Raw genomic sequence first — 21,607 nt, 5'->3', positions numbered from 1 at the left:
CCCCCAAGAGGGGGCTTGTCTTTCAGGAGGCGCCGGATAAATCTCGGCAGCGATCCCAGGTGGCAAATATGCGCCGACACGGGATCTGGGCCGGCGGGAGACATCGCCGGCTCTGGCTGGAAGACCTGCTGCGAAAAAGGGGGGCCGGGAGACCGGATGCGCCCTGGGCCGCAGGTTTATGCCGCCCCCTTTTTTCCGCAGATCTGAAGACGGGGTCCAAAGTAACCGGGCCCGGAATGACAGAGATTATAATGACTGGGGAAATGGGATGACCGCACTTGATCTGGACTTTACCCGCAAACAGTTTCCGGCCTTTGCCTCGCCGGTCCTGTCCTCACATGCGTTTTTCGAGAATGCCGGCGGCAGCTATCCCTGTATCCAGGTGATCGACCGGCTGACGCGGTTCTACCATGACCGCAAGGTGCAGCCTTACGGGCCCTATCCGGGCGGTCAGGCGGCGGGCGCCGAGATGGATGAGGCGCGGGTAAAGCTTGCCGCCATGATGGCGGTCAGGCCGGCGCAGGTCTCGTTCGGCCCTTCGACCAGCGCCAATACCTATGTGCTGGCCCAGGCGGTGCGGGCCTGGCTGAAGGGGGATGCGAAGGCCGCGATCGTGGTGACAAACCAGGATCACGAGGCCAATAGCGGCGTCTGGCGGCGTCTGGCCGATGAGGGGATCGAGGTCCGGGAATGGCGGCTCGATCCGGAAACCGGCGCGCTCGATCCGGCAAATCTGAGCGCGCTGCTGGCGGATGGGCAGGTGCGGCTGGTCGCGTTTCCGCATTGCTCAAATGTGATTGCCGAAGTGAATGATGTGGCGGCAATCTCTGCGCTGGCCCATGCGGCGGGGGCGAAAGTGGTGGTCGATGGCGTGTCTTACGCGCCGCATGGCTTCCCGGATTTCCCGGCGCTTGGCTGCGACGCCTATCTGTTTTCCGCCTATAAGACCTATGGCCCGCATCAGGGGATCATGGTGCTGGACGAGGCCTTCGGGATGGAGTTGCCGGGGCAGGGGCATTTTTTCAATCATGGCACGCTTTACAAGCGGCATACGCCCGCCGGGCCAGATCACGCCCAGGTCGCGGCCTGTGCGGGGATGGCGGATTATGTCGATGCCCTGGCGGCGCATCACGGCATCACCGGCGATGCGGGCGCAAAGGGGCGCGGCGTCCATGATCTGATGCGCGCCCAGGAAATACAGGTGATCCAGCCCTTGCTGGACTATTTTGCCGCGCGCAACGACCTGCGGCTGATTGGCCCCCGTGACGCGGCGCGGCGCGCGCCGACGGTGGCGGTGGAGCTGTCAGGAGCGGCAGAGCCGGTCTCGGAAGAGCTTGGCCGGCACGGGATCGCCTGCTGGGCCGGGGATTTCTACGCGGTCAGGCCGCTGGAGGCACTTGGGATTGCGCGCGAGAAGGGGGTGCTGCGGCTGTCGGCGGCGCATTATACCAGCGCCGATGATGTGGCGCGGCTGATCCGGGCGCTGGATCAGGTGCTTTGAGACAGCCAGGGTCGCCGGGGGCCAGCCCCCGGACCCCCGGAGTATTTGGGTCATGAGGAAGAGGGCAGAAGCGGCTGGCTGTGCGGTGATGTTTTTCGCGCCCGGAGTGCGGATGTGTCAAAGATTGTCTTAACTCGTCCCGCAAATTGACAAAATCCCGCGTGAGTTTGCGGTTGTAGTGAAACAGTCTGGATGGGCCTTCCGGGGTCTGAGGAGTGACATGCCGACATCCGCAAAACTGGTGGCCGCGCTCTGGTTTGCCCTGATGGGCTGGCTTGCGGCCAATGCCCATATCCCCGCGCTTCCCGATTCCGGGGCCGGCGGCACCATGGTCTTTCGCGGGGTTTCGGCGGCGATTGGCCTTATTTGCGGCTGGAAGATCATGGGAAATGGCGTTGGGTCCAGCTATGCCGATTCCCTCGGCACAGGGCTCAAGACCTCGATTGTAATGGCGTTTTTCGCGCTTATGGTGTTTTCGGGGCGGCAGATGGTCACCGATTCGTTGAAGATGCGCTATGAAGGGCCGATGGATGCCATGCTGGGCTGGTTCACCAAAATGATGGAAAACGGCCGGGATATGCTGACGGTCGGCGTGCTGGGCGTGCTGATCGTGGCGGGGGTCTTTGGCGGACCGCTTGCCGAATGGACCAGGCGGCGCTGGCGGTGAGCGCGGCGGATCTGCCGGGCGGGGATCCCCGTTTCGCGAAATGCCCGGGGCTGCGCGATCTGATCGCCGGGCCAGGCGGTGCTGAAGGGGACGCGCGCCTCGCCTTCTGGCAGGCGGCCACCCGCGGCGCAGAGGCCGGCGATCCGGCGCTGGAGCTGCGGCTTGCACAGGATATCCTGGCGCAGCAGGGGGCCGCGTCGGCAGAGCGGCTTTATGCCTTGCGCGGGCCGATGCTGTCCTGTGCGGCCTCTGCTTTGCGTGCGGCCGGGCAAACCCGCGCCAATGGCCCCGAAGATGCCCGGGTCGAGACCGACAGCATGGACCACCCGTTTCGCGGCTTCTTTGCCGTGGCGCGGGCCGGGCTCAGGCACCGGCGCTTTGCCGGCGGCATGAGCGGGGGGCTTATCCGCGAGGCCTTTGTCGCGACCGATGCGGTGACGGTGCTGCCCTATGATCCGCTGCGCGATCATGTGCTGCTGGTGGAACAGTTTCGCATGGGCCCCTGGATCAGGGGCGAGGCGCGCCCCTGGCTGATTGAGGCGATCGCGGGCCGGATCGACGCTGGCGAGACCCCGGAAGAGGCCGCGCGGCGCGAGGCGCAGGAAGAGGCCGGCCTGACCATCGGCCAGCTTTTGCATGTCAGCGATTATTACCCGTCGCCCGGCGCCCTGACCGAATATATCTGGTCACTGGTCGGGCTGGCGGATCTGCCTGAAAAAAGCGGCGGGCTCTTTGGCCTTGCGACCGAGGGCGAGGATATCCGCACCCATGTGATCCCCTTTGACACCGCGATGGCCTGGCTCACCGAGGGCCGGCTGGCCAATGCGCCGCTGATCCTGTCGCTGTTCTGGCTGGCGCGGCAGCGGCCTGCCTTGCGCGCGGCTGCGGGCCAGGGCTGACCAGGGGCCCGAGGCGGCATATGAGCCGCGCCCGGGGCGGGAAAGCTGCGTGTTTTGCCACGCAGGCTCAGGTTTCATGCCTGTTACACTTGATCCGGACCTGGCGGCTGGTCATAACTCTGCCTCAGTCGCCGGGGAGGCCGCCATGGGGTGGGTTGATGGGTGCGGCTCCGGTGCAATGCCGGGGATTTCAGGGCCGGATTGACCGAGATGGATGCAGATAGCCGCAAGATCCCGACCCATGAGGTCACCTATTCGCGGCTGCGCGACATGATCCTCTTTGGCGCGCTGGCGCCGGGGCAGCCGGTGACGATCCAGGGGCTGATCGGCGAACTCGACGCCGGCATGACGCCGGTGCGCGAGGCGATCCGGCGGCTCGCGGCCGAGGGCGCGCTGATGCCCCAGGGCAATCGCCGGGTCTCGGTGCCGCAGATGACGGAATCGGTGCTTGATCAGCTGGGTTGGGCGCGTTTTGCGATCGAGCCACAGCTGGCGCGGCTTGCGATGCGGGCGATGGAACCGGCGCTGATCCGGCGGCTGCGGCTTTTGGACGACCGCATCAACACCGCGATCAGCGAGGGCGATATCGCCGCCTATCTGCGGTTCAATCATGCCTTCCATTTCGCGCTTTACGAGGCGGCGGATGCGCCGGTTCTGCTGGATATCGCGCAATCCCTGTGGCTGCGCGCCGGGCCGTCCCTGCGTCTCGTGATGGGGCGGCTTGGAGGGGCAGGGCTGCCGGATCAGCATGTCGAGGCGCTGGCGGCGATGGAGGCGGGCAATGCCGAGGCCCTTGCCGCCGCGATTGCGCAGGATATCGGCCAGGGCATGGATCAGGTGCGGCTGGCGCTTGCTGAAGGGGCGTTCTGACACTGGCCGCCTTGCCACGTGTTGAAGGCGCCAGTCACTCTTTCCCGATCCTGGATTCCCGGGACCGCACCTGACGGTGTGGATGGGAAAGTATCCTCACCCTTTCCCGCGCGGCGGGGGCTTGTACTCGCGCAGGCAGGTGATCGGGTTGCCCACAATTGTCGTTAGAATAGCAGCAATTCTTGCGGCGCGGGATGCGGGCAAGAACCTGAGGGCTCGCCCGGAAACGGAGTGTCGAGAAGGATCGCATCCGGCATCCGGGCGGTGACCGGGGGCACCTGCCTTGGATGGGGCACCGCTTGCCCGCTCTTGCCCCTGCTTCTGCTTCTGCTTCTGCGTCGGCGGCTGGCCGGGTGCAGTGCGGCGGCCGATGTGCTGCGGGAGGCCGTGCTGCCGGTGGAACCAATGAGTGCTGAAGATCTGGTGCGGCGGTTCGCGGCCGCCTTCGCGGCCTCTTGCTGAAGCGGATCTGGTTCGGCCCGTGCCCGTGCCCGCGCCCGCGCCTTTGGCCGCTCCCCCGTTTCGCCCGTTGTCAAAGACTGGCGCGGCGGTGCCATATGCGGCCTCCAGGCACCTGACTGCGGCGCGGCCGGAGATCTGCCTTCAGGAGGCGCGTCGCCTTTCTCGGGAAGACCCCCCCGGTCTCAGATCCCATGTCAGGGCGCGGCCAGGTCACAGCCCGCCTGTTCACGCAGGCCAGATCAGTTGCATCGGCATCGAGATGAGAGGGGGGCGCCGCCGCGCCGCCCGCCATGCCTTCTGACCTTCCGTGGAACATGGGGTCTGGGCCGCACAACCGCAAAGCGGTAGGATATTCAGATCCCGGGGCCGATACCCGGCCTCTTGCTGCAAGACATCCTTATGCGGGTCGGCGCTTGCAAGCTGCCGGATATCAAAGTCGACATGGGGGGCGGGAGGTGCCGGCGCGGGGAAACCTTCCCCTGGGCCCGAGACCCCTGGGCATCGTATTCCCCACATTCCATCGAAGGAAATGGCCGGGCGCTGCCGCCTTTTCAGGAGGCCGCGCAGGCTTCCGCTGCCGTTGCCGCGCCCGCGTAACTCAGCCCCCAGTCCCGCATCGAGACAAGGATCGGCTCCAGCGTCTGGCCAAGGGGGGTGAGGTCGTATTCCACCCGTGGCGGTACCTCGGGATAGACGGTGCGGGTGATGATCGCGGCCTCCTCCAGCTCGCGCAGCTACAGGGTCAGCATCCGCTGGGTGACAGACGGGATCGCCCGCCCCAGATCGCTGAAGCGCATGCGGCCACGCAGAAGATGGAACAGGATGATCGGCTTCCAGGTGCCGCCCATAACCGAAAGCGTCACCTCGACCGCACAACCGCTTTTGCTGTTCAGCTTGCGCATCTTTCCCCCGGTCGTCCGTAACTTACATTTTTGTAAGTATATGCGAGATTTGTACGTTCTTGCGAGAATTGACTACAGCGCTTTAATCTGTCGGGCAATGGCAGGGTTACAAAGCCTGCCCCAAACCGGAGTGAGTTTCATGAAAGCGATCCAGCTTGCCTTTCCGGGCGGCCTTGAGAATCTGCGGCTGGTCGATCTGCCCGAACCTGCCGCGCCGGGTGTCGGCGAGATCACCGTGCGCCTGCATGCAAGCTCGCTCAATTACCATGATCTGCTGGTGGTGACCCGGCCGCGCAAGGCAGATGGCGCCCTGATTCCGATGGCGGATGGCGCGGGCGTCGTGACGGCCATTGGTGCAGATGTCACCGAATTCGCGCCGGGCGATGCGGTGGTCTCCTGCTTCTTTCCCGAATGGCAAACGGGCCGTGACATGCCCGGCAGCTTCGCCACGGTTCCCGGGGATGGTATTGATGGCTTTGCCCGCGAAAGCGTGACGCTGCCGGCAAGCGCCTTCACGCATGCTCCCAAAGGCTACAGCCATACTGAGGCGGCAACCCTGACCACGGCGGGCCTGACCGCCTGGCGGGCACTGGTGGTCGATGGCCGGATCAAAGCGGGCGATACCGTGCTGGTCCTGGGCAGCGGTGGTGTTTCGATCCTCGCGCTGCAAATGGCCAGATCGATGGGCGCGCGGGTGATCGCCACCACCTCAGACGCTGCCAAAGCGGAACGTCTGCGCGACCTCGGGGCCGATGCGGTCATTGACTATGTCGCAAACCCCGACTGGAGCGTGGCGGTGATGGAAGCCACAGCCGGGCGCGGCGTGGATATCGTGATCGAAGTCGGCGGCCCGGCCACATTGACCCAGTCGATCCGGTCCTGCCGGGTGGGTGGCCATATCGCCCTGATCGGCGTGCTGACCGGGTATTCCGGCGAGGTGGCGACGGTGGAACTGATGGCGCGGCAGCAAAAGCTGCAAGGCCTGATCGTCGGCAGCCGCGAAGACCAGCGCGACATGGTCCGCGCGCTGGAGGCGTTCAGCTGGCGGCCGGTGATTGACCGCAGCCTGAAGCTGGAAGAGATCGCCGGGGCCTTCGCCTGGCAGCAGGCGGGCCGGCATTTTGGTAAGATCTGCCTGACCTGGTGAGACTGATCCGGTGACCGGAGCCGTTTCCCGTCAGTGCAGCGCAACCCCGTCGAGTTTGTCGGGGTTGCGGGTGATATAGATATTGGCGATGCGCTCGCCGTCGAATTCCAGCGCGGTGGTCTGCAAGATGCCGCCGACGCGGGTGAGGTAGCCCGGCAATCCGTCGATGCTGACCATCCGCAAAAGCTCGATCGGGCCGAACTTGCGCGTGATGCCCTGGAACAGCCGTCTGACCCGGTCGCTGCCGCGGATGATGTCGAAGGCGCGGATCTTGCCGCCGCCGTCGGATTGCACGCTGACATCGCTTGCCAGCATCGCGCCAAGGCTTTCGGCATCGCCCGACAGGCAGGCGTCAAAGAAGGCGCGGGCCAGGCTGTCGCGCCTTTCGCGCGGGATCTCCTGCCGGGGCCGGTCGAGTTTCACATGCGCCCGTGCCCGGCTTGCCAGCTGGCGCGTGGCGGCGGGGCTGCGCCCGATTGTGGTGGCGACCTCATCGAGGGGCTGGCCAAAGACGTCATGCAGCAGGAACGCCGCGCGCTCCAGCGGGGAGAGCCGCTCCAGCGCCATCATCAGGGTCAGCGTCAGATTGTCGGGGCGCATCGCGTCCTCCTCCGGCTCGATCAGCGGCTCCGGCAGCCAGGTGCCTGGATAGGCCTCGCGCCGGGCGCGGGCGGATTTCATCTGGTCAAGGCAGAGGCGCGACACCACCCGGGTCAGCCAGGCGGCGGGTTCAAGCACTGCCCCCTGATCGCTGTGGTGCCAGCGCAGGAATGCTTCCTGCACCACATCCTCGGCGTCATGGCGCGAGCCGAGCATACGGTAGCCAAGACGCAGCAGCCGGGGCCGCTGCGTCTCGAAGATTTCGGTGTGGCGGTCAGGCGGCATGGCTCTGTTCGCCGGGCAGTTCGGTCGGATGGGCGGCGCGGAAGCCGACCTGCACCCGGTTCCACATATTGATCGCGGCGACGGCCATCGAGAGCCAGGCGCGCTCATCTTCATTGAAGGCGGCCGTCACCGCCTCCCAGTCGGCATCCGGCGCCCCGGTTTCAGCCAGCAGCGTCAGCGCTTCGGTCCAGGCGAGGGCTGCGCGTTCGCGCGGGGAATAGAGTGGGCTTTCGCGCCATGCGACCAGCATATGCAGGCGCAGCGATGTCTCGCCATCTCTCAGCGCCTCGGCCGTGTGCATGTGGATGCAATAGGCGCAGCCGTTGATCTGGCTGGCGCGCAGTTTGATCAGATGCAGGAGCGGCGCCTCCAGCGGGCCGGCCTTCAGCGCGGCTTCCAGCGCATAGAGCGGCCTGAACCCGGCTTCGGCGCGTTTGAAGTAATCGGTCATGCGGGGTATCATCGGTCTCTCCTCTTTGATCAGACACCTGCATGACGAGGCAGCATAGCGGAATGTGACATAGAATGGGGGATTTTCTCCGGAGATCAGGTTTTCGGTGTCTGATGCGCCTGCGGGATATCCCCGCCATCGTTTTGCGTCAGCGACGGTGGGTGGCTGACAAAATGCCGTGAGAGAGTTTGCTGATGTCGCGACCAGGCGGGGCGCAGCCATGACGGATGCTGGTCTGAGCGCCGCCCACGATCATCCCGGCCCCGGCTGGGAATGTCGGTTCCGGGCGATCTTCGGCGGGCAGGCAGTCTCGCTGATCGGCTCTGCCATGACGCAATTCGCGCTGATCTGGTGGATCACCGACAGCACGGGCTCTGTCTCGGCGCTGGCCCTGGCGGGGTTGGTCGCGCTGTTGCCGCAGGCATTGCTGGGACCCCTGGGCGGAACGCTCGCGGATCGCTACAGCCGCCGCGTGATCATGATCGCCGCCGATCTGATCAGTGCCCTGTGCATGCTGGTGCCGGCCAGTTTTTTGCCGCGCGCGGCGGGGCTGAACCAGACGCTGATGGGGATCATCACCATCGCCGCCGCGCCTTTGGGAGCGCTGGCGATCAGCGTCATGCCCATCGGATATGCGCTGTCTGTCGACGTTGTTACTGCCGTCCTGGGCATTGTGCCGCTGCTGGTCTATGCGATCCCGCAGGCCCGTATGCCGAAAGACCAGCGCAGCAGCCTCTGGGCCGAGTTCCGTGAGGGTCTGGGCAGTGCGGGCATGATCCTTGGCGGCATCATCGTCACTGCGCTGGCGCCGAAACGGCTGGTGCTGTGGATCCTCTGGGGGTTTGCGCTGTCCTGCTTTGCCTTCGCGCTGGCCGCGCTGATGCCGGGGAGGATGTTCTGGCTGGCCGTGGTATTCTGGGTCGTCAGCAGCGTGGCCTTCATTCTCGGCAATGCGCCGCTGACCGTCCTGATCCAGACCCGGGTCCCGAACCAGTTGCAGGGCCGCGCCCTGTCGCTGATGGCGACGATGATGGGGCTTGCCGCCCCGGTCGGCCTGGCCAGTGCCACGCCGGTGGGCGAGCGGATCGGCATCCGCTGGCTTTTTGTGGCGATGGGCGTGGTCAGCGGGCTGGTGGCACTGGCGGGTTTTCTGTCGCCCGTGCTGCTGGCGAAAGCCGTCCCGCCAGAGCCCGACAGGCGCTGACGGCCCGTTGCCCCATTTGCCCCATTTGCCGCAGTCAGCTGCTATATCTGCGCCCAAGGGAGGAGCAGGCTCGCCGACAAAGTGACCGGCCCCCCAAGAAGGAAGGCACCGCGTGACGCGATGGCCCGGAGCTGTTGGTCGGTACAGCGACGCGTTTGCAGGGGGTGTTGCCGCATGAGGCGGATCGGTGGTGACGCCGCGAAAGTCACGGTGCTGACCTCACATCAGCCGTGGCTGGTCTGACGGGCAGATACCAGCGCTCATCGCAAATGCTCGCCGACCCTTTCAAAAGAATTGCGGCAAAGGCCTGGCCTAAAGGGACTTACACGGGCCTGCATGGCCGGCTTCATTGCGCCGCCACCTGCCCGGTATTGCGGGGCGCCTCGCCAAATCGCTTGCGATAGGCGTTCGAGAAATACTGGCTGGAATTGAACCCGCAGGCAAAGGCGATATCGGTGACGCTGGCGGGATATTTGCCGGACAAGAGGCCCCGCGCATGGTCCAGCCGCAGATGCTGCAGATACTGGCGCGGGGTCCTGTTGGTCAGTTGGCGGCACAGATCGGCAAAGCGGGTGCGCGACAGGCCGCATTCCTCGGCCATGCCATCCAGCGTCCAGTCTTCGGCCAGGGCATCGGGCAGGCGGCGCAAAAAGATCGCCACCGTATGCTGTGAGGTGGAAAGCTGCGGGTCCAGTTCCGGAGATTGGGCGGCCATCCGCTCGATCAGCGACAGCATCACGGCGTTGATCGCAAGCTTCAGCCGGCTTTCGCCCTCTTCGGGGCTGCGGGTGGTCAGGATCTGGGGCAGGGCCTCAAAGCCGCGCGCGAGGTCGGGATTGCCATCCCAGACCGGCCGCATGTTCTGGGTCAGAAGCTGGCCAAGGTGATGGGCTTCCGCGTCGGAAAACAGCATCCAGCCCGGCCAGTGCCATTGCTCGGACGGGCGGCGCAAACCGGCATCCAGCAGGATCCATACGAGGCGGCTGGCACCGACATGCGGCGCGCCGATGGCGTGCTGCTGCCAGGGCCGGATCACGATGAACTGGCCTTGCCGCAGATCGTAACTTCTGTCGTCAACCACCAGATCCAGCCGCCCGCGGGCAAGCCATGCGATCTTGAACCCTTCATTGCAATGCCGCGCAAGCCCCCAGGTCTGATTGTGCCGGGCATCCCAGAAGCCGACCGTGCAGATCCCGGGCAGAAGATCCCCGAGCCCCGTGCCGGGATAGCTGCCACGGGTCCAGGCATGCAGCTCGCATTCGCCCCGGCGCGCGGCGGCCTGCAAGTCGCGGCAATTATCGGCATACATCATCGAATCCGGCTGGCGAAACACGGTTGGACGGCGGTTTCCGCAAGGCGGCGCCTCCCGGAACGGGCTGATCTCATTCATGGCGTTCCGCCTCCCCGCAGAAATATGACTTAAGATTTTTACCAGTGATCATCCGTGCAAGTCAGCTTCTGTCAAGTCTGTCACCTTGTCCGCCGGGAAGAGGAGTTGACGATGAAGCTTGCCTTCAATCTGCTGGTGATCGGGGCCGGGATCACCCCGGCCCATGCGCCGCAGCTGGCGCGGCTGAAGGCGCATGGCTATGACGCGCTGGAGATCCCGGTTTTTTCGGGAAATCCGGCGCAGTATCGTGACATCGGGCGCATCCTTGCCGATCTCGGCATCACGCCCGGGGCCGCCGCCGTGGCCACGCCCGAGGCGAACCCGGTCAGCCCCGATCCCGCCATTCGCGCCAGGGCCCGCGATCATCACCGCTGGATCGTTGATTGCACCCATGCGATGGGCGGCGAGATCATCGCAGGCCCGCTGCATTCGCCGGTCGGGGTCTTTACCGGCCTTGGTCCGACCGACACCGAGCGCGGCCATTGTGTGGACGCCATGCGGGCGCTGGCCGATTATGCGGGCGACGCCGGCATCAGGGTGTCCGCCGAGGCGGTGAACCGCTTTGAATGCTATATGATGTCCACCATGGCCGAGGCCTCGCGCATCTTCCACGAGGTGGATCACCCGAATTACGGCTATATGTTCGACACCTTCCACGCCAATATCGAGGAAAAGGACGCGCCCGCGACCTATGAGCGGTATCACCGCGAAATCAACCACTTCCATGTCTCGGAAAATGACCGCGGCGTGCCTGGCACCGGCCATGTGCCGTTCCGGGCGCATTTCCAGGCCCTGCGCCGCTGCAACTATGACGGCTGGCTGACGGTCGAAGCCTTTGGCCGCGCTTTGCCGGAACTGGCCGGAGCGACCCGGGTCTGGCGCGATCTGTTTGACGATCTCGATGCGCTTTTTGCCGATAGTGCGGCTTTCATCCGTCGCGAATGGGCGCTTGCCGGGGAGGGCCTCACGGCATGAACCCGGCCCTTGAAATGCGCGAAATCTCGAAGGAATTTCCCGGCGTCAGGGCGCTGGATGCGGTGAGTTTCGACTGTCTGCCTGGCGAGGTTCATGCGATCTGCGGCGAAAATGGCGCCGGAAAATCCACGCTGATGAAAGTGCTGGGCGGCAGCTACCGCCCCGATGCGGGCGAGATCCGCATCGGCGGCTCGGTGATGCGCCTCACCCATCCGCGTGAGGCGGCGCAGGCCGGGATCGCGATCATCCATCAGGAACTCAGCCTGCTGCCGCATCGCTCGGTGACCGAGAATATCTTCATGGGGCATGAGCTGGTGCGGAAGGGCTTTGCCGGGATGCTGCTGGACCGTGCAGCGATGCGGGGGAGGGCCGTGGCGCTGCTGCAGCGTGTGGGCGCGCGGATCAGCCCGGATGATATCGTGGCAGAGCTTTCCATCGCGGAACAGCAGCTGGTCGAAATTGCCAAGGCGCTGCTGCTTGACGCGCGGATTCTGGTGCTGGACGAGCCGACCGCCGCGCTGGACGACCGCGATGCGCGGCATTTGCTGGATCTGATCCGCGCGCTGCGCGGGCAGGGGGTGGCGCTGGTCTATATCTCGCACCGGATGCCAGAAGTGGCGGCGATTGCCGACCGGGTGACGGTGCTGAAAGACGGCCGCCTGGTCTGGACCCGTCCGCAGGCGGAAGCCACGATCCCCGCCATCGTTTCCGCCATGGTCGGGCGCGATCTGAAGGATTTCTACCCTGCCGCCCCGGCCAGCGCACCGGGAGAGACCGTCTTGCAGCTTCAGGATGTGCGGGCTGCGGGTCTGCCCGGCATCAGCCTGAGCCTGCGGCGGGGCGAGATCCTCGGCGTGGCCGGGCTGGAGGATTCCGGCAAGGGCCAGCTGGCGCGGCTGCTTGCAGGCGATCTGCGCCCCGAGGGGGGGACCGCCCGGCTGGCGGGCGAGCCGATGCCGCTGGGCAATCCGCGCCGGGTGATTGCGGCGGGGCTGGGCTATCTGCCGGCGGACCGCAAGCGCGAGGGGCTGACGCTGCGCCAGTCAGTGCGCGACAATGCGGCGCTTGCGCTGCGCGCCATGCGGCCCGCCTGGGCCCGGCCCGGGGCAGGGGTCTTTGCCAAAGAGGCACTCGACGCGGGGCTTTCGCGGATGGATGTGCGCGCGGCCCATTACGGCCAGGACATCGGGGCGCTGTCCGGCGGCAATCAGCAAAAGGCGATCATCGCCCGCTGGCTGGCGCTGGACCCGGCGGTGCTTTTATTCGTCGAGCCGACGCGGGGCATCGACATCGCGGCCAAGGCGGCGATCTATCAGACCATGCGCGACACTGCCGATCAGGGGCGCGGCATCATCGTGGTCTCCTCTGATCTGCCCGAGCTGATCGGGATTTCCGACCGCATTCTCGTGATGCATCGCGGCACGATCCAGGGGGAATTGCCCCGCGGCGCCAGCGAGCAGGAGATCATGCGTCTCTCGCTGGGGGTGGCGGCATGAAAATGGGGAAGATCAGGCCGCAATTTTCGGTGGCTGCGGTGCTTTTGCTGATCTCACTGGTGATTTTCGTCGTAACGGCTGTCGCGACCGGCGAGATGGCGCAGTTTTCCCTTCAGGGGATCACCGGGCTTTTGCAGCGCATGGTGGCGCTCGGTCTGGTGGCGGTCGGCCAGACCTTCGTGATCCTGGTGGCTTCGATCGACCTGTCGGTCGCGGCGGTGATTTCCGGCACGGCGGTGCTGGCGTCCTGGATGATGGGCGGCGATCCGGCGATGATCGTACCTGCGGTTCTGCTGTGCCTGGGGTTTGCGCTGGCGGTCGGGCTGGTCAATGGCGCGCTGGTGGCGTTCGGGGGCATCAATCCACTGATCGCGACGCTGGGCACCGGGCTGATCCTGCAAGGCGTGCTCTCGGCCGGCTACGGTCTCCTCGGCGGCTCGGTCGCGCCGGCATTCCAGCACCTGGCCTATGGCAGCCTTTTCGGCATTCCCTGGTCGGTGCTGGCGCTGTTCGGTCTTGGTCTGGCCATGGCCTTCGTGCTGAACCGCACGGTCCTTGGCGCGCGGATCTTTGCCGTGGGTGGCAACCCCGAAGGCGCGCGGCTGGCGGGTATCCGAACCGGCTGGGTCATCCTGACCGCCCATGTGATCTGCAGCCTTTTCGCGGGTCTGGCCGGGCTTTACCTCGCGGCACGGGTGCAGGCGGGCACGCCCTGGCTGGGCCGCGACGGCATTTATGATCTCGAATCCATCGCGGTGACGGTGATCGGCGGCACTTTGCTGGCCGGAGGCAAAGGCGGCATCGCGGGAACCCTTGCCGGCGTGTTTCTCTTCGCCAGCCTCGACGCGAGCTTCAACATGCTGGGGATCGACGCCTTCCTGAAACAGGTGCTGCGCGGCTTTATCATCATCGTGGCGGTCGCGGTACATGCGATACGCGGCAGGGGGCATGTGGCATGAGCGAGACCCTGAACACCCCCCGCGTAGAGGCGGCACGGATTGCCGTGAATGCAGGCCTTGTCCTGTTCTTCGGGCTTTATGCGGTGATTGTGCTGATCCAGCCGAATTATCTGGAACCCGGGCTTTTCATGAATTTCCTGCGCCGGGCGGCACCGCTGGTGATCCTCGCCTCGGGGCAGATTTATGTGATCCTGACCGGCGGGTTTGACCTTTCGGTGGGGGCGGTGGTCACCTTTACCGTCACGGCGGCGGCGCTTTTGATCAACGGAGATCCAGGAGCAACCTGGAGCGTGATCGCACTTTTATACCTGATGGGAGCGGCGATCGGGCTCTTTAACGGGCTGGTTGTCGCATATCTGAAAGTGCCTTCGATCATCGCGACGCTTGGCACGATGCTCTGGCTGAACGGGCTGGCGCTTGCCTGGTCCGGAGGGGCTGCCCGCGGTGATCTGCCCGAAAATTTCCGTGATCTGGGGCGGTTCCAATGGCGTGATGTGCCGCTGATCGGCACGCTGCCGATGGCGGCGCTGGTGCTGGTCGTGGTCTGCGCGCTTCTGTGGTGGGGGCTGCATGGCATGGGATATGGCAAGCGCGCGCTGGCCGTGGGTGACAACCCGCGCGCGGCCGAACTGGCGGGCATCCCCGTCGCCCGCACCCGGATCACCGCCTTTGTCATCTCGTCGCTGGCGGCGGTGACGGCGGGCATCTTGCTGGGTGGTTTTTCGGGCGTCTCGGTCAATGCCGGTAGCGGGCTGGAGCTGCAGTCGATTGCGGCCTGCGTGATCGGTGGTGCGATGCTCCTGGGCGGGCGCGGCACGATCTGGTGCGCGATCTGGGGGGCGCTGTCGCTGTTCGCGCTGTTCACGCTTTTGAACCTGATGGGGCTGCCGCAGGCGCTGCGCGACAGCATCCAGGGGCTGATCCTGATCCTGGCGGTCGGCCTGACCGCATGGCGAACCCGTCGCCGCAGCTGAGTTCTTATTTCGGACCAATGAGGAGGAGAGACATAATGCAGAAGAAAGCAATGCTTGCCACCACCGTGGCGCTGTTTGCCCTGGCCGGTGCCGCAGGCGCCCAGGAGTTCAACGATCCGGCAGAATTCGCCAGACAGCGCGCGCAGCTCTCGATGACCCCACAAGGCCCCGAAGGCCAGCCCTGGGCCCAGCATCTGGGCGACAGTATGGTCGATACCGCCAAATGGAAAAAGGACGGCCCGGCCACGATCTGTTTCTCGAATGCCGGGATCTTCAACCCCTGGCGCGTGGTGGGGATGCACAACTTCCAGGCCGAAGCCGAGGCGCAGGGCGACAGGATCAAAGAACTGATCGTCGTCGATGCCGAGGGCAAGGATGAAAAGCAGATCGCCGATATCGAGGCGCTGGTGGCGGGCGGCAAATGCGATGTGCTGATCGTCTCGCCGAATACGACCGCGGCCCTGACCCCGGCGGTCGAAGCGGCGGCAACGAAGCTGCCGGTCGTGGTCTTTGACCGGGGCGTCAATACCACCGCGCCGGTGACCTATATCCACCCGGTCGGCGGCTACGGTTTCGGGATTTCCTCGGGCGAGTTCATCGCGGCCAATCTGGAAAAGGGCGCCAATGTTCTGGCGCTCCGCATCGTGCCAGGCGTCGATGTGCTCGAGACCCGCTATTCGGCGGCAAAGAACATCTTTGATGAGGCCGGCCTCAATGTGGTCGGGTCTGAATTCACCGGCTCCGACCGGGCAAAGACGAAATCCGTGGTCGAGGATTATCTGAACCGTGGCATTCAGATCGATGCGATCTGGATGGATGCGGGCGATACCGCGACCGCTGCACTTGAGGCTTTCGAGGATGCCGGTCTGCCCTATCCGGTGATCTCGGGCGAGGATCAGCAGGATTTCCTGCGCAAATGGCGCGATGAGAATCTGACCGCGATCGCGCCGTCCTATCCGACATATCAATGGCGCACCCCGATCATTGCCGCGCTTGATATTCTTGACGGCAAGCCGGTTCCTGGCCCGGAATGGGTGCTGCCACAGCCCGCGATCACCGCCGAAACCCGCGATGGCTATATCGACGAGAAGCTGCCGCCGCTGCATTACAGCCTTTGCGGCTGCCAGGATCTGCCCGGCTATCCCGCGCGCTGGGGCGGCAGCGACTGATCTGAGCTGTTGATCCGGCGACAATGCCATCCGGACCCGGGTGGCATTGTCTTGCGGCTGCGGCTTCGGGGCTTTGGGGCAGAGATTTCAGGTCCGGGCGTCAGCGCGGATCTGGGAAGCCCGGCATCCCGGACCACAAATGCATGGGTCTTTCAGACAAAGGCGGCGCGTCCTGGATGATGAATGGGCTTACCAGACCGGTCGCTCTGGCCGGGCGATGTGGGATCTTTGTCGCAGAGCAGATCGCATACGGCGCCGTCAGTTCCGGGGCGCGTCGAAGATCTGCTGGCCGGCCGCACGCGCAATTGCCGGGGGCCGGCACAACGTTGCCCGCGAATTGGCACCGGCGCGTCGCTGCAACAGCGCGCTCTGTATCCTGAGCCTGCATCAGGGCGAGCTTTCGGCGGGCAGAAAGGCATGCAGGACATTGGGCTGTGACCTGGCCCCCGGCAAGAGTATCGGTCCCGGATCCGCCGCATGTGACCCGGATCAGCGGGCTTTTGTGGTCCATCCGGAGAGTGCTGAACGCGTTTTCCCGACCCCTGGGCGGCCAGTGGCCTGTTCCCCTTTCGGTTCATGTCCGAAGGCCCGGCCCCTGCATCTGATCGGACAGCTTGCAGGACCAGAGGGAGGCCGGGGTCTTCAGGGCCGTCTGCCGCATTTTCGGATCCTGTCCGGCGGGGAGGCAACATGAACCCCTTTGGCTGGTTGAGGCAGAATGTCAGGACCATGCGCATGTTGCCGTGTCCCGCCCTGATCCCGGGCGATATGCAGCGCGGCTGAGCTTTGATGCATCACCGGTCCAAAGCCAGCGCGCGGTCCGGACCGATGCCGGAGAGCTGCGCGCGCGACACCTGCCATTTTGCAGATCAGCGGAAGGCGCGGCTTGGCCTCGCTGCGCTAAAGCCTGGCCGCAATCTGACCGGTCGCCAATGCAAGGCGCACTGCGGCAGTGCGGCCTGAAAGCCTCAAAACCGGCGATGGTCTCGCCTTGGGCGCGGCGGCGCAGCCGATCGACCTGGGCTTCGGCGGCGGCGAGATCGGCCTCTGCAACATCGCCGCGCAGTTTTTGCGCAATGCCGTTCCGGAGCAGAACTGAAATGCCAGGACCGATCCCGGCCTTCGATCTGCCGATGTCGGCCGAAACGCCGCCGATGTGTGTATCGGGGAAGGACCGCGCCCGTTGTTGCGCCGGGCGGGCGCGCGCCATCGCTGCGATTGCGACAGACCTCTGGGCCATCTCACGCGCGAGGGACTGACGGATGCCGGTGAAGACGACATTGGCGGCAAATGAGAACGCGCCGGCGGCCTTGGGGGGCGCATCGCGGAGGCAAAGACCGAAGCGCAGCCATTGCACCGGGACCACTGCGGCAGCCACCCCCGCGGTGGAGTTCATCTGTTTGCTCTGGCCGAAGCGCAGTGACGGAGCGGCGGTGCGGCCCTGGAAAGGCATGGCTTCCGGCTGCGTGAGGAATGCTGAGCGGCGTCCGATCAAGGCCTGATTGGCAAATGCCGCGGGCCATCCTCCCCATGCATCACCCGAGGCGGAGGGCCCTGGCGCAACAGTTGAATTCGCAGATCAGGGGAAGTGATTTCAATAAGGTCCAGGCGATCCTCTGGCCTCTTTGCCAGCACAGATTAGCACCAGATCAGATCACCAGCGTCTTTCATCTGTCCTTAAATATTCCAAGGGAGGCCGCCGGGACGGCGGACGGGGGCCGCGCCCCCTCGTAACCCGGGTCCGGGGCAAGCCACTTTTCATTGTAACCCGTGTCGTATATGGCCAGTCCTGTCGTGGGTTTCGGTCCAGTCGCAGGGGTGTCAGATGGCGATTCCGGTTGAGGCATTCTTTCTGGCTTCCGGCGCGGCGGGGACGCTGCAAAGCCGGATCCGGGCCATGGTGACCGAGGGAATCCTTTCGGGGCGCTTCCGGCCGGGGCAGAAGATGCCCTCCTCGCGCGGGCTTGCGGCACATCTGGGGATCTCGCGTATCACCGTCACCCTGGCCTATGGCGATCTGGTGTCCTCCGATTACCTCACCTCCCGCGGGCGCTCGGGCTATTATGTTTCGGACAATGCCCCCCGCGCGCCGGATTTTCCAAGCCCCGCCCGCCCTGCCGAAGAGGTTGATTATCATGCGTTTTCGGGCGGGCGCTTTACCCGCGCGATGCAGGGTGTCGAGCGCCCGGATGACTGGGAGCGCTATCCCTGGCCCTTTATCTATGGCCAGACCGATCCCACGCTGTTTGACCATCAGAACTGGCGGGCCTGCGCGTTGCGGGCTTTGGGGCGGCGGGATTTTTCGACCCTCACCTCGGATTTCTATGAGCGTGACGATCCTGCGCTGATCGAACAGGTCCTGCGGGTGATCCTGCCACGGCGCGGCATCGCAGCGGGGCCGGATGAGGTGCTGCTGACAATGGGGGCGCAGAACGCGCTCTGGATCGCGACCGAGATCTTGCTGGGCGAGCCCGCGCGGGGCCATCGCGCCGTGATCGAGAACCCGTGTTATCAGGGGATCCGTCGGGTGCTGGAGGTCTCGGGCGCCGAGGTGGTCTCGCTTGATGTCGATGAGGGCGGGCTGCCTTTGGCGGGCTTTTCGCCCGGTGGTCAGGTGCGGCGCGGCGATGTGGTCTATGTCACGCCCTCGCACCAGGCGCCGACCAATGCGACCATGGCGCTGGAGCGGCGGCTGAAGCTGCTGGAGGCTGCGAGCCGCGAGGATTTCATCATCATCGAAGATGATTACGAATTCGAGATGAGCTTTCTGAAGCCGGTTTCACCGGCGCTGAAGTCTTTGGACAAGGCGGGGCGGGTGATCTATGCGGGCTCGTTTTCCAAGTCGATTTTTCCGGGGATGCGGCTGGGATATCTGGTGGCACCGCCGGGGTTTATCGCCGAGGCGCGGGCTTTGCGGTCGATGGCGCTGAAACATCCGCCGGGTCACATTCAGCGCACCGTCGCCTATTTCCTGGCCGAGGGCCATTATGATGCGCTGATCAACCGGATGCGCTCTGCGTTCCGCCGCCGCCGCCAGGGGATGGAAGAGGCGATCCAGGCCGAGGGGCTGACCATTGCGGGCCAGGGCGGCTATGGCGGATCTTCGTTCTGGATGCGCGCGGGCGCGGGAGTAGATACCGCCCGGGTGGCGCAGGATCTGCGCAAGGAGGGCGTGCTGATCGAGCCGGGGCAGAGCTTTTTCGACCCGGAACGTGTGGCGCGGAATTACTACCGGCTGGCTTATTCCTCGATCCAGCCGGCGCGGATCCCCGAGGGGATCCAGAAGATCGCACGGGCTATGGCTTCGGTCAGCTGAGCGCGAGATCGAGGAGGCGCGCGGCCTCGGCCTTCGGGTCGGCAAGGGGTGCGCGGTCTTCGCCGGGATGGAAGCGGGCGCGCAAAGCGGTCGGCATCGGGGCAGGGGCGGCGATCACCACTTTCGGGCCGATGCGCTGTGTCTCGGCCGCCCAGGCGCGGGCGAGCGCCAGCTGTGCGGCTTTGGTGGCGCCGTAAGCGGCGGAATTGGCCGTGCCGGGGAAGGGGTCATCGGGGATCAGGGCAGTGCCCTTGCCCGCGCGCAACAGCGGCTCGACCAGGGTGATCAGCTGCGAGGTCGCGCGCAGATTGGTGGCGATGGATTTATCGAGGTCTTTCAGATCGACCGAGGAGGCCGGGGCAAGGGCGGTCGCATGGATCGCGGTATGGGCCCAGAAGCCGAGACTGCCCCAGCGGGCGGCGATCGAGTCGGTCAGATGGCGCATCGCGTCTTCATTGGTGACATCCATCGGCGCCAGCGTCAGGCTGCCTGCGCCGGGCAGGCCCTGGGCCTTGACCCGGTCATCGAGATCTTCCAGCCCGCCGGTGGTGCGCGCGACCGCGACGACATGCCAGCCGCGCAGCGCCAGCTGTTCGGCGAGGCCGGCACCAAGACCGCGGGAGGCACCTGTCACAAGGGCTGTTCTGGACATGAGCTGGCTCCGATGGCTGATGGCGGTAAGCCGGGGGCGCTTCGCCCCCCGGACCCCCAGAGGATATTTATGGACAGAAAATGAAAGAGGCCAGCGCACGGCCCGAAACGGGGCGCCTGTGGGGCGCCTCTGGGGCGCGCGTTTATTCGGCGGCGGTTTTCATCTCGAACCCTTCATCCAGCTTGTCGGCGGGGATGACGGGATATTCGCCGGAGAAGCAGGCGTCGCAATATTGCGGGCTGCGGTTGTCGCGGCCCTTCGCCTCGCCTGCCGCGCGGTAGAGCCCGTCCAGCGAGATGAATTTCAGACTGTCGACGCCGATCCAGTCGCGCATCTCATCTTCGGTCATGGTGGCGGCGAGAAGCTTCGAGCGCTCGGGCGTGTCTACGCCGTAGAAACAGGGCCAGGCGGTGGGGGGGGACGCGATGCGGAAGTGAACTTCGGCCGCGCCTGCATCGATGATCATGTCTTTGATCTTGCGCGACGTGGTGCCGCGCACGACCGAATCGTCGACGAGGATCACGCGTTTGCCGCGGATCAGGGCGCGGTTTACATTGAGCTTGAGGCGCACGCCCATATTGCGGATCTGCTCGGTCGGCTCGATGAAAGTGCGGCCCATATACTGGTTGCGGGTGATGCCGAGGCCGAAGGGAATGCCCGATTGCGCCGCGAAGCCGATGGCGGCGGGGGTGCCAGAATCCGGGACCGGGCAGACGAGATCGGCATCGACCGGAGATTCCAGCGCGAGTTCAACACCGATCTGGCGGCGGGTCTCATAGACCGAGCGGCCGCCGACGATCGAGTCGGGGCGCGAGAAATAGACCTGTTCAAAGATGCAGGAGCGGCCCTTGGCATGCGGGAAGGGGCGCGAGCTTTCGATCTTGCCGTTCTCGATCACGACCATTTCACCCGGCTCGATCTCGCGGATGAACTCAGCGCCGATAATGTCGAGCGCGCAGGTCTCTGACGCCAGCACATAGCCTTCGCCCAGACGGCCAAGGACCAGCGGGCGGACGCCAAGCGCGTCGCGCACGCCCATCAGTTTCGTGCGGGTCATGGCGATGACGGAAAAGGCGCCTTCGACCAGACGCAGCGCGTCTTTCAGACGTTCGGCCTGGGTTTTCTGCAGGGAGCGCGCCATCAGATGGATGATGCATTCCGAATCAGAGGAAGACTGGAAGATGGCGCCGCGCGCGATCAGGTCTTTTCGCAGCCGCGCCGCATTGGTCAGGTTGCCGTTATGGGCAATGGCGCAGCCACCAATGGCAAATTCGCCGAAGAAGGGCTGCACATCGCGGATCTGGGCGGTGCCTTTCGATCCGGCGGTGGAATAGCGCACATGGCCGATGCCCAGATCGCCGGGCAGCAGCTTCATCACGGCGGAAGAGGTGAATTTGTCGCGCACATAGCCGAAACGGCGCTCGGAATGGAATCCGGTTTCGGCCTCATAGGTGACGATGCCACCGGCCTCCTGGCCGCGGTGCTGCAGGGCATGCAGCCCGAGCGCCACGAAATTCGCGGCATCGGCGAGGCCGATCACCCCGAAAATCCCGCATTCTTCCTTCAGCTTGTCCCCGTCATTCAGGGGTTCAAACGGGTGGGCGGGAAAACGGCGCATGTGGCCTCCGATCCGGCTGCTTCTTCGCGGCTGATGTAGTCGCTGAGAGTGCCAGAGTCACCCCCCGTTG

The 21,607-nt window shown here is 65.2% G+C and carries 19 protein-coding genes and 1 pseudogene; 14 read left to right on the top strand and 6 right to left on the bottom strand.

Going from position 1 to position 21,607, the window contains the following annotated elements; translation table 11 throughout:
* The first annotated feature begins 268 nt into the window (after positions 1 to 268).
* The 5 genes from JC607_RS03345 (at position 269) to JC607_RS03325 (ending at position 4,399) form a co-directional block, all read left to right on the top strand.
* A complete protein-coding gene (locus JC607_RS03345) occupies positions 269 to 1,501 on the top strand; it encodes an aminotransferase class V-fold PLP-dependent enzyme (protein WP_198835531.1) in 1,233 nt (410 codons plus the stop codon).
* A gap of 220 nt (positions 1,502 to 1,721) precedes the next feature.
* Complete coding sequence (locus tag JC607_RS03340) at positions 1,722 to 2,168, top strand: TrgA family protein (RefSeq protein ID WP_198835530.1); 447 nt, start codon at positions 1,722 to 1,724, stop codon at positions 2,166 to 2,168.
* On the top strand, positions 2,144 to 3,067 hold the full coding sequence (locus JC607_RS03335; RefSeq protein WP_198835529.1) for an NUDIX domain-containing protein: 924 nt from the start codon (positions 2,144 to 2,146) through the stop codon (positions 3,065 to 3,067). Before JC607_RS03340 ends, JC607_RS03335 begins: the two co-directional genes overlap by 25 nt.
* A gap of 210 nt (positions 3,068 to 3,277) precedes the next feature.
* Positions 3,278 to 3,937, top strand: coding sequence for a GntR family transcriptional regulator (locus tag JC607_RS03330; RefSeq protein ID WP_198835528.1), 660 nt, complete (start codon positions 3,278 to 3,280; stop codon positions 3,935 to 3,937).
* Between the two features lie 231 nt (positions 3,938 to 4,168).
* Positions 4,169 to 4,399, top strand: coding sequence for a hypothetical protein (locus JC607_RS03325; protein ID WP_198835527.1), 231 nt, complete (start codon positions 4,169 to 4,171; stop codon positions 4,397 to 4,399).
* Between the two features lie 551 nt (positions 4,400 to 4,950).
* Here the strand turns inward: JC607_RS03325 and JC607_RS03320 are convergent.
* Positions 4,951 to 5,247 (bottom strand): annotated as a pseudogene (locus JC607_RS03320) (winged helix-turn-helix transcriptional regulator).
* Positions 5,248 to 5,440: 193 nt separating this feature from the next.
* On the opposite strand from JC607_RS03320, the gene JC607_RS03315 reads away from it, so the two are divergent.
* Entirely contained in the window at positions 5,441 to 6,448 is a 1,008-nt protein-coding gene (locus JC607_RS03315; RefSeq protein ID WP_198835526.1) for an NAD(P)-dependent alcohol dehydrogenase, read from the top strand.
* A gap of 30 nt (positions 6,449 to 6,478) precedes the next feature.
* On the opposite strand, the gene JC607_RS03310 is transcribed toward JC607_RS03315, so the two are convergent.
* Together JC607_RS03310 and JC607_RS03305 are read right to left on the bottom strand one after the other, a co-directional pair.
* On the bottom strand, positions 6,479 to 7,333 hold the full coding sequence (locus JC607_RS03310) for a sigma-70 family RNA polymerase sigma factor (protein ID WP_198835525.1): 855 nt from the start codon (positions 7,331 to 7,333) through the stop codon (positions 6,479 to 6,481).
* Positions 7,323 to 7,796, bottom strand: coding sequence for a carboxymuconolactone decarboxylase family protein (locus JC607_RS03305; protein WP_198835524.1), 474 nt, complete (start codon positions 7,794 to 7,796; stop codon positions 7,323 to 7,325). Before JC607_RS03305 ends, JC607_RS03310 begins: the two co-directional genes overlap by 11 nt.
* 208 nt (positions 7,797 to 8,004) lie before the next feature.
* Here JC607_RS03305 and JC607_RS03300 point away from each other — a divergent pair, with 208 nt between their 5' ends.
* Positions 8,005 to 8,988, top strand: a complete 984-nt coding sequence (locus tag JC607_RS03300; RefSeq protein WP_198835523.1) for an MFS transporter — start codon at positions 8,005 to 8,007, stop codon at positions 8,986 to 8,988.
* 346 nt (positions 8,989 to 9,334) lie between these two features.
* Here JC607_RS03300 and JC607_RS03295 read toward each other — a convergent pair whose 3' ends face one another.
* Positions 9,335 to 10,378 (bottom strand): helix-turn-helix domain-containing protein, encoded by a 1,044-nt coding sequence (locus tag JC607_RS03295; protein ID WP_198835522.1) that lies wholly within the window; start codon positions 10,376 to 10,378, stop codon positions 9,335 to 9,337.
* A gap of 111 nt (positions 10,379 to 10,489) precedes the next feature.
* Here JC607_RS03295 and JC607_RS03290 point away from each other — a divergent pair, with 111 nt between their 5' ends.
* From JC607_RS03290 to JC607_RS03260, 7 genes are all read left to right on the top strand, one after another.
* Positions 10,490 to 11,353: a sugar phosphate isomerase/epimerase gene (locus tag JC607_RS03290; protein WP_198835521.1), complete on the top strand. Its 864-nt coding sequence runs from the start codon at positions 10,490 to 10,492 to the stop codon at positions 11,351 to 11,353.
* Positions 11,350 to 12,849: a sugar ABC transporter ATP-binding protein gene (locus tag JC607_RS03285; RefSeq protein WP_198835520.1), complete on the top strand. Its 1,500-nt coding sequence runs from the start codon at positions 11,350 to 11,352 to the stop codon at positions 12,847 to 12,849. Before JC607_RS03290 ends, JC607_RS03285 begins: the two co-directional genes overlap by 4 nt.
* Before the next feature lie 2 nt (positions 12,850 to 12,851).
* The gene (locus tag JC607_RS03280; protein WP_233092595.1) at positions 12,852 to 13,808 is read left to right on the top strand and encodes an ABC transporter permease; all 957 of its coding nucleotides are present in this window, start codon (positions 12,852 to 12,854) and stop codon (positions 13,806 to 13,808) included.
* A complete protein-coding gene (locus JC607_RS03275; RefSeq protein WP_198835518.1) occupies positions 13,805 to 14,782 on the top strand; it encodes an ABC transporter permease in 978 nt (325 codons plus the stop codon). Before JC607_RS03280 ends, JC607_RS03275 begins: the two co-directional genes overlap by 4 nt.
* A gap of 35 nt (positions 14,783 to 14,817) precedes the next feature.
* Positions 14,818 to 15,951, top strand: a complete 1,134-nt coding sequence (locus tag JC607_RS03270) for a substrate-binding domain-containing protein (RefSeq protein WP_198835517.1) — start codon at positions 14,818 to 14,820, stop codon at positions 15,949 to 15,951.
* Between the two features lie 952 nt (positions 15,952 to 16,903).
* Positions 16,904 to 17,050: a hypothetical protein gene (locus JC607_RS03265; protein WP_198835516.1), complete on the top strand. Its 147-nt coding sequence runs from the start codon at positions 16,904 to 16,906 to the stop codon at positions 17,048 to 17,050.
* Between the two features lie 726 nt (positions 17,051 to 17,776).
* Positions 17,777 to 19,267: a PLP-dependent aminotransferase family protein gene (locus JC607_RS03260; RefSeq protein WP_198835515.1), complete on the top strand. Its 1,491-nt coding sequence runs from the start codon at positions 17,777 to 17,779 to the stop codon at positions 19,265 to 19,267.
* On the opposite strand, the gene JC607_RS03255 is transcribed toward JC607_RS03260, so the two are convergent.
* Together JC607_RS03255 and purF are read right to left on the bottom strand one after the other, a co-directional pair.
* A complete protein-coding gene (locus JC607_RS03255; protein ID WP_198835514.1) occupies positions 19,260 to 19,919 on the bottom strand; it encodes an SDR family oxidoreductase in 660 nt (219 codons plus the stop codon). The two genes, JC607_RS03260 and JC607_RS03255, sit on opposite strands and share 8 nt — an antisense overlap.
* A 142-nt stretch (positions 19,920 to 20,061) precedes the next feature.
* On the bottom strand, positions 20,062 to 21,537 hold the full coding sequence (gene purF / locus JC607_RS03250) for an amidophosphoribosyltransferase (protein WP_198835513.1): 1,476 nt from the start codon (positions 21,535 to 21,537) through the stop codon (positions 20,062 to 20,064).
* Positions 21,538 to 21,607 lie beyond the last annotated feature (70 nt).

This window comes from Paracoccus sp. IB05 (assembly GCF_016405985.1).
In the GTDB taxonomy this organism is placed as follows: Bacteria; Pseudomonadota; Alphaproteobacteria; order Rhodobacterales; family Rhodobacteraceae; genus Pseudogemmobacter.
Note: the sequence above shows the minus strand (reverse complement) of the source record. Positions and strands in the feature narration are given on the sequence as shown.

Coding starts and splice junctions, on each gene's coding strand:
- JC607_RS03345 (WP_198835531.1), top strand. CDS start 269: ATGACCGCACTTGATCTGGACTTTACCCGCAAACAGTTTCCGGCCTTT.
- JC607_RS03340 (WP_198835530.1), top strand. CDS start 1,722: ATGCCGACATCCGCAAAACTGGTGGCCGCGCTCTGGTTTGCCCTGATG.
- JC607_RS03335 (WP_198835529.1), top strand. CDS start 2,144: ATGGACCAGGCGGCGCTGGCGGTGAGCGCGGCGGATCTGCCGGGCGGG.
- JC607_RS03330 (WP_198835528.1), top strand. CDS start 3,278: ATGGATGCAGATAGCCGCAAGATCCCGACCCATGAGGTCACCTATTCG.
- JC607_RS03315 (WP_198835526.1), top strand. CDS start 5,441: ATGAAAGCGATCCAGCTTGCCTTTCCGGGCGGCCTTGAGAATCTGCGG.
- JC607_RS03310 (WP_198835525.1), bottom strand. CDS start 7,333: ATGCCGCCTGACCGCCACACCGAAATCTTCGAGACGCAGCGGCCCCGG.
- JC607_RS03305 (WP_198835524.1), bottom strand. CDS start 7,796: ATGATACCCCGCATGACCGATTACTTCAAACGCGCCGAAGCCGGGTTC.
- JC607_RS03300 (WP_198835523.1), top strand. CDS start 8,005: ATGACGGATGCTGGTCTGAGCGCCGCCCACGATCATCCCGGCCCCGGC.
- JC607_RS03295 (WP_198835522.1), bottom strand. CDS start 10,378: ATGAATGAGATCAGCCCGTTCCGGGAGGCGCCGCCTTGCGGAAACCGC.
- JC607_RS03290 (WP_198835521.1), top strand. CDS start 10,490: ATGAAGCTTGCCTTCAATCTGCTGGTGATCGGGGCCGGGATCACCCCG.
- JC607_RS03285 (WP_198835520.1), top strand. CDS start 11,350: ATGAACCCGGCCCTTGAAATGCGCGAAATCTCGAAGGAATTTCCCGGC.
- JC607_RS03280 (WP_233092595.1), top strand. CDS start 12,852: ATGGGGAAGATCAGGCCGCAATTTTCGGTGGCTGCGGTGCTTTTGCTG.
- JC607_RS03275 (WP_198835518.1), top strand. CDS start 13,805: ATGAGCGAGACCCTGAACACCCCCCGCGTAGAGGCGGCACGGATTGCC.
- JC607_RS03270 (WP_198835517.1), top strand. CDS start 14,818: ATGCAGAAGAAAGCAATGCTTGCCACCACCGTGGCGCTGTTTGCCCTG.
- JC607_RS03260 (WP_198835515.1), top strand. CDS start 17,777: ATGGCGATTCCGGTTGAGGCATTCTTTCTGGCTTCCGGCGCGGCGGGG.
- JC607_RS03255 (WP_198835514.1), bottom strand. CDS start 19,919: ATGTCCAGAACAGCCCTTGTGACAGGTGCCTCCCGCGGTCTTGGTGCC.
- purF (WP_198835513.1), bottom strand. CDS start 21,537: ATGCGCCGTTTTCCCGCCCACCCGTTTGAACCCCTGAATGACGGGGAC.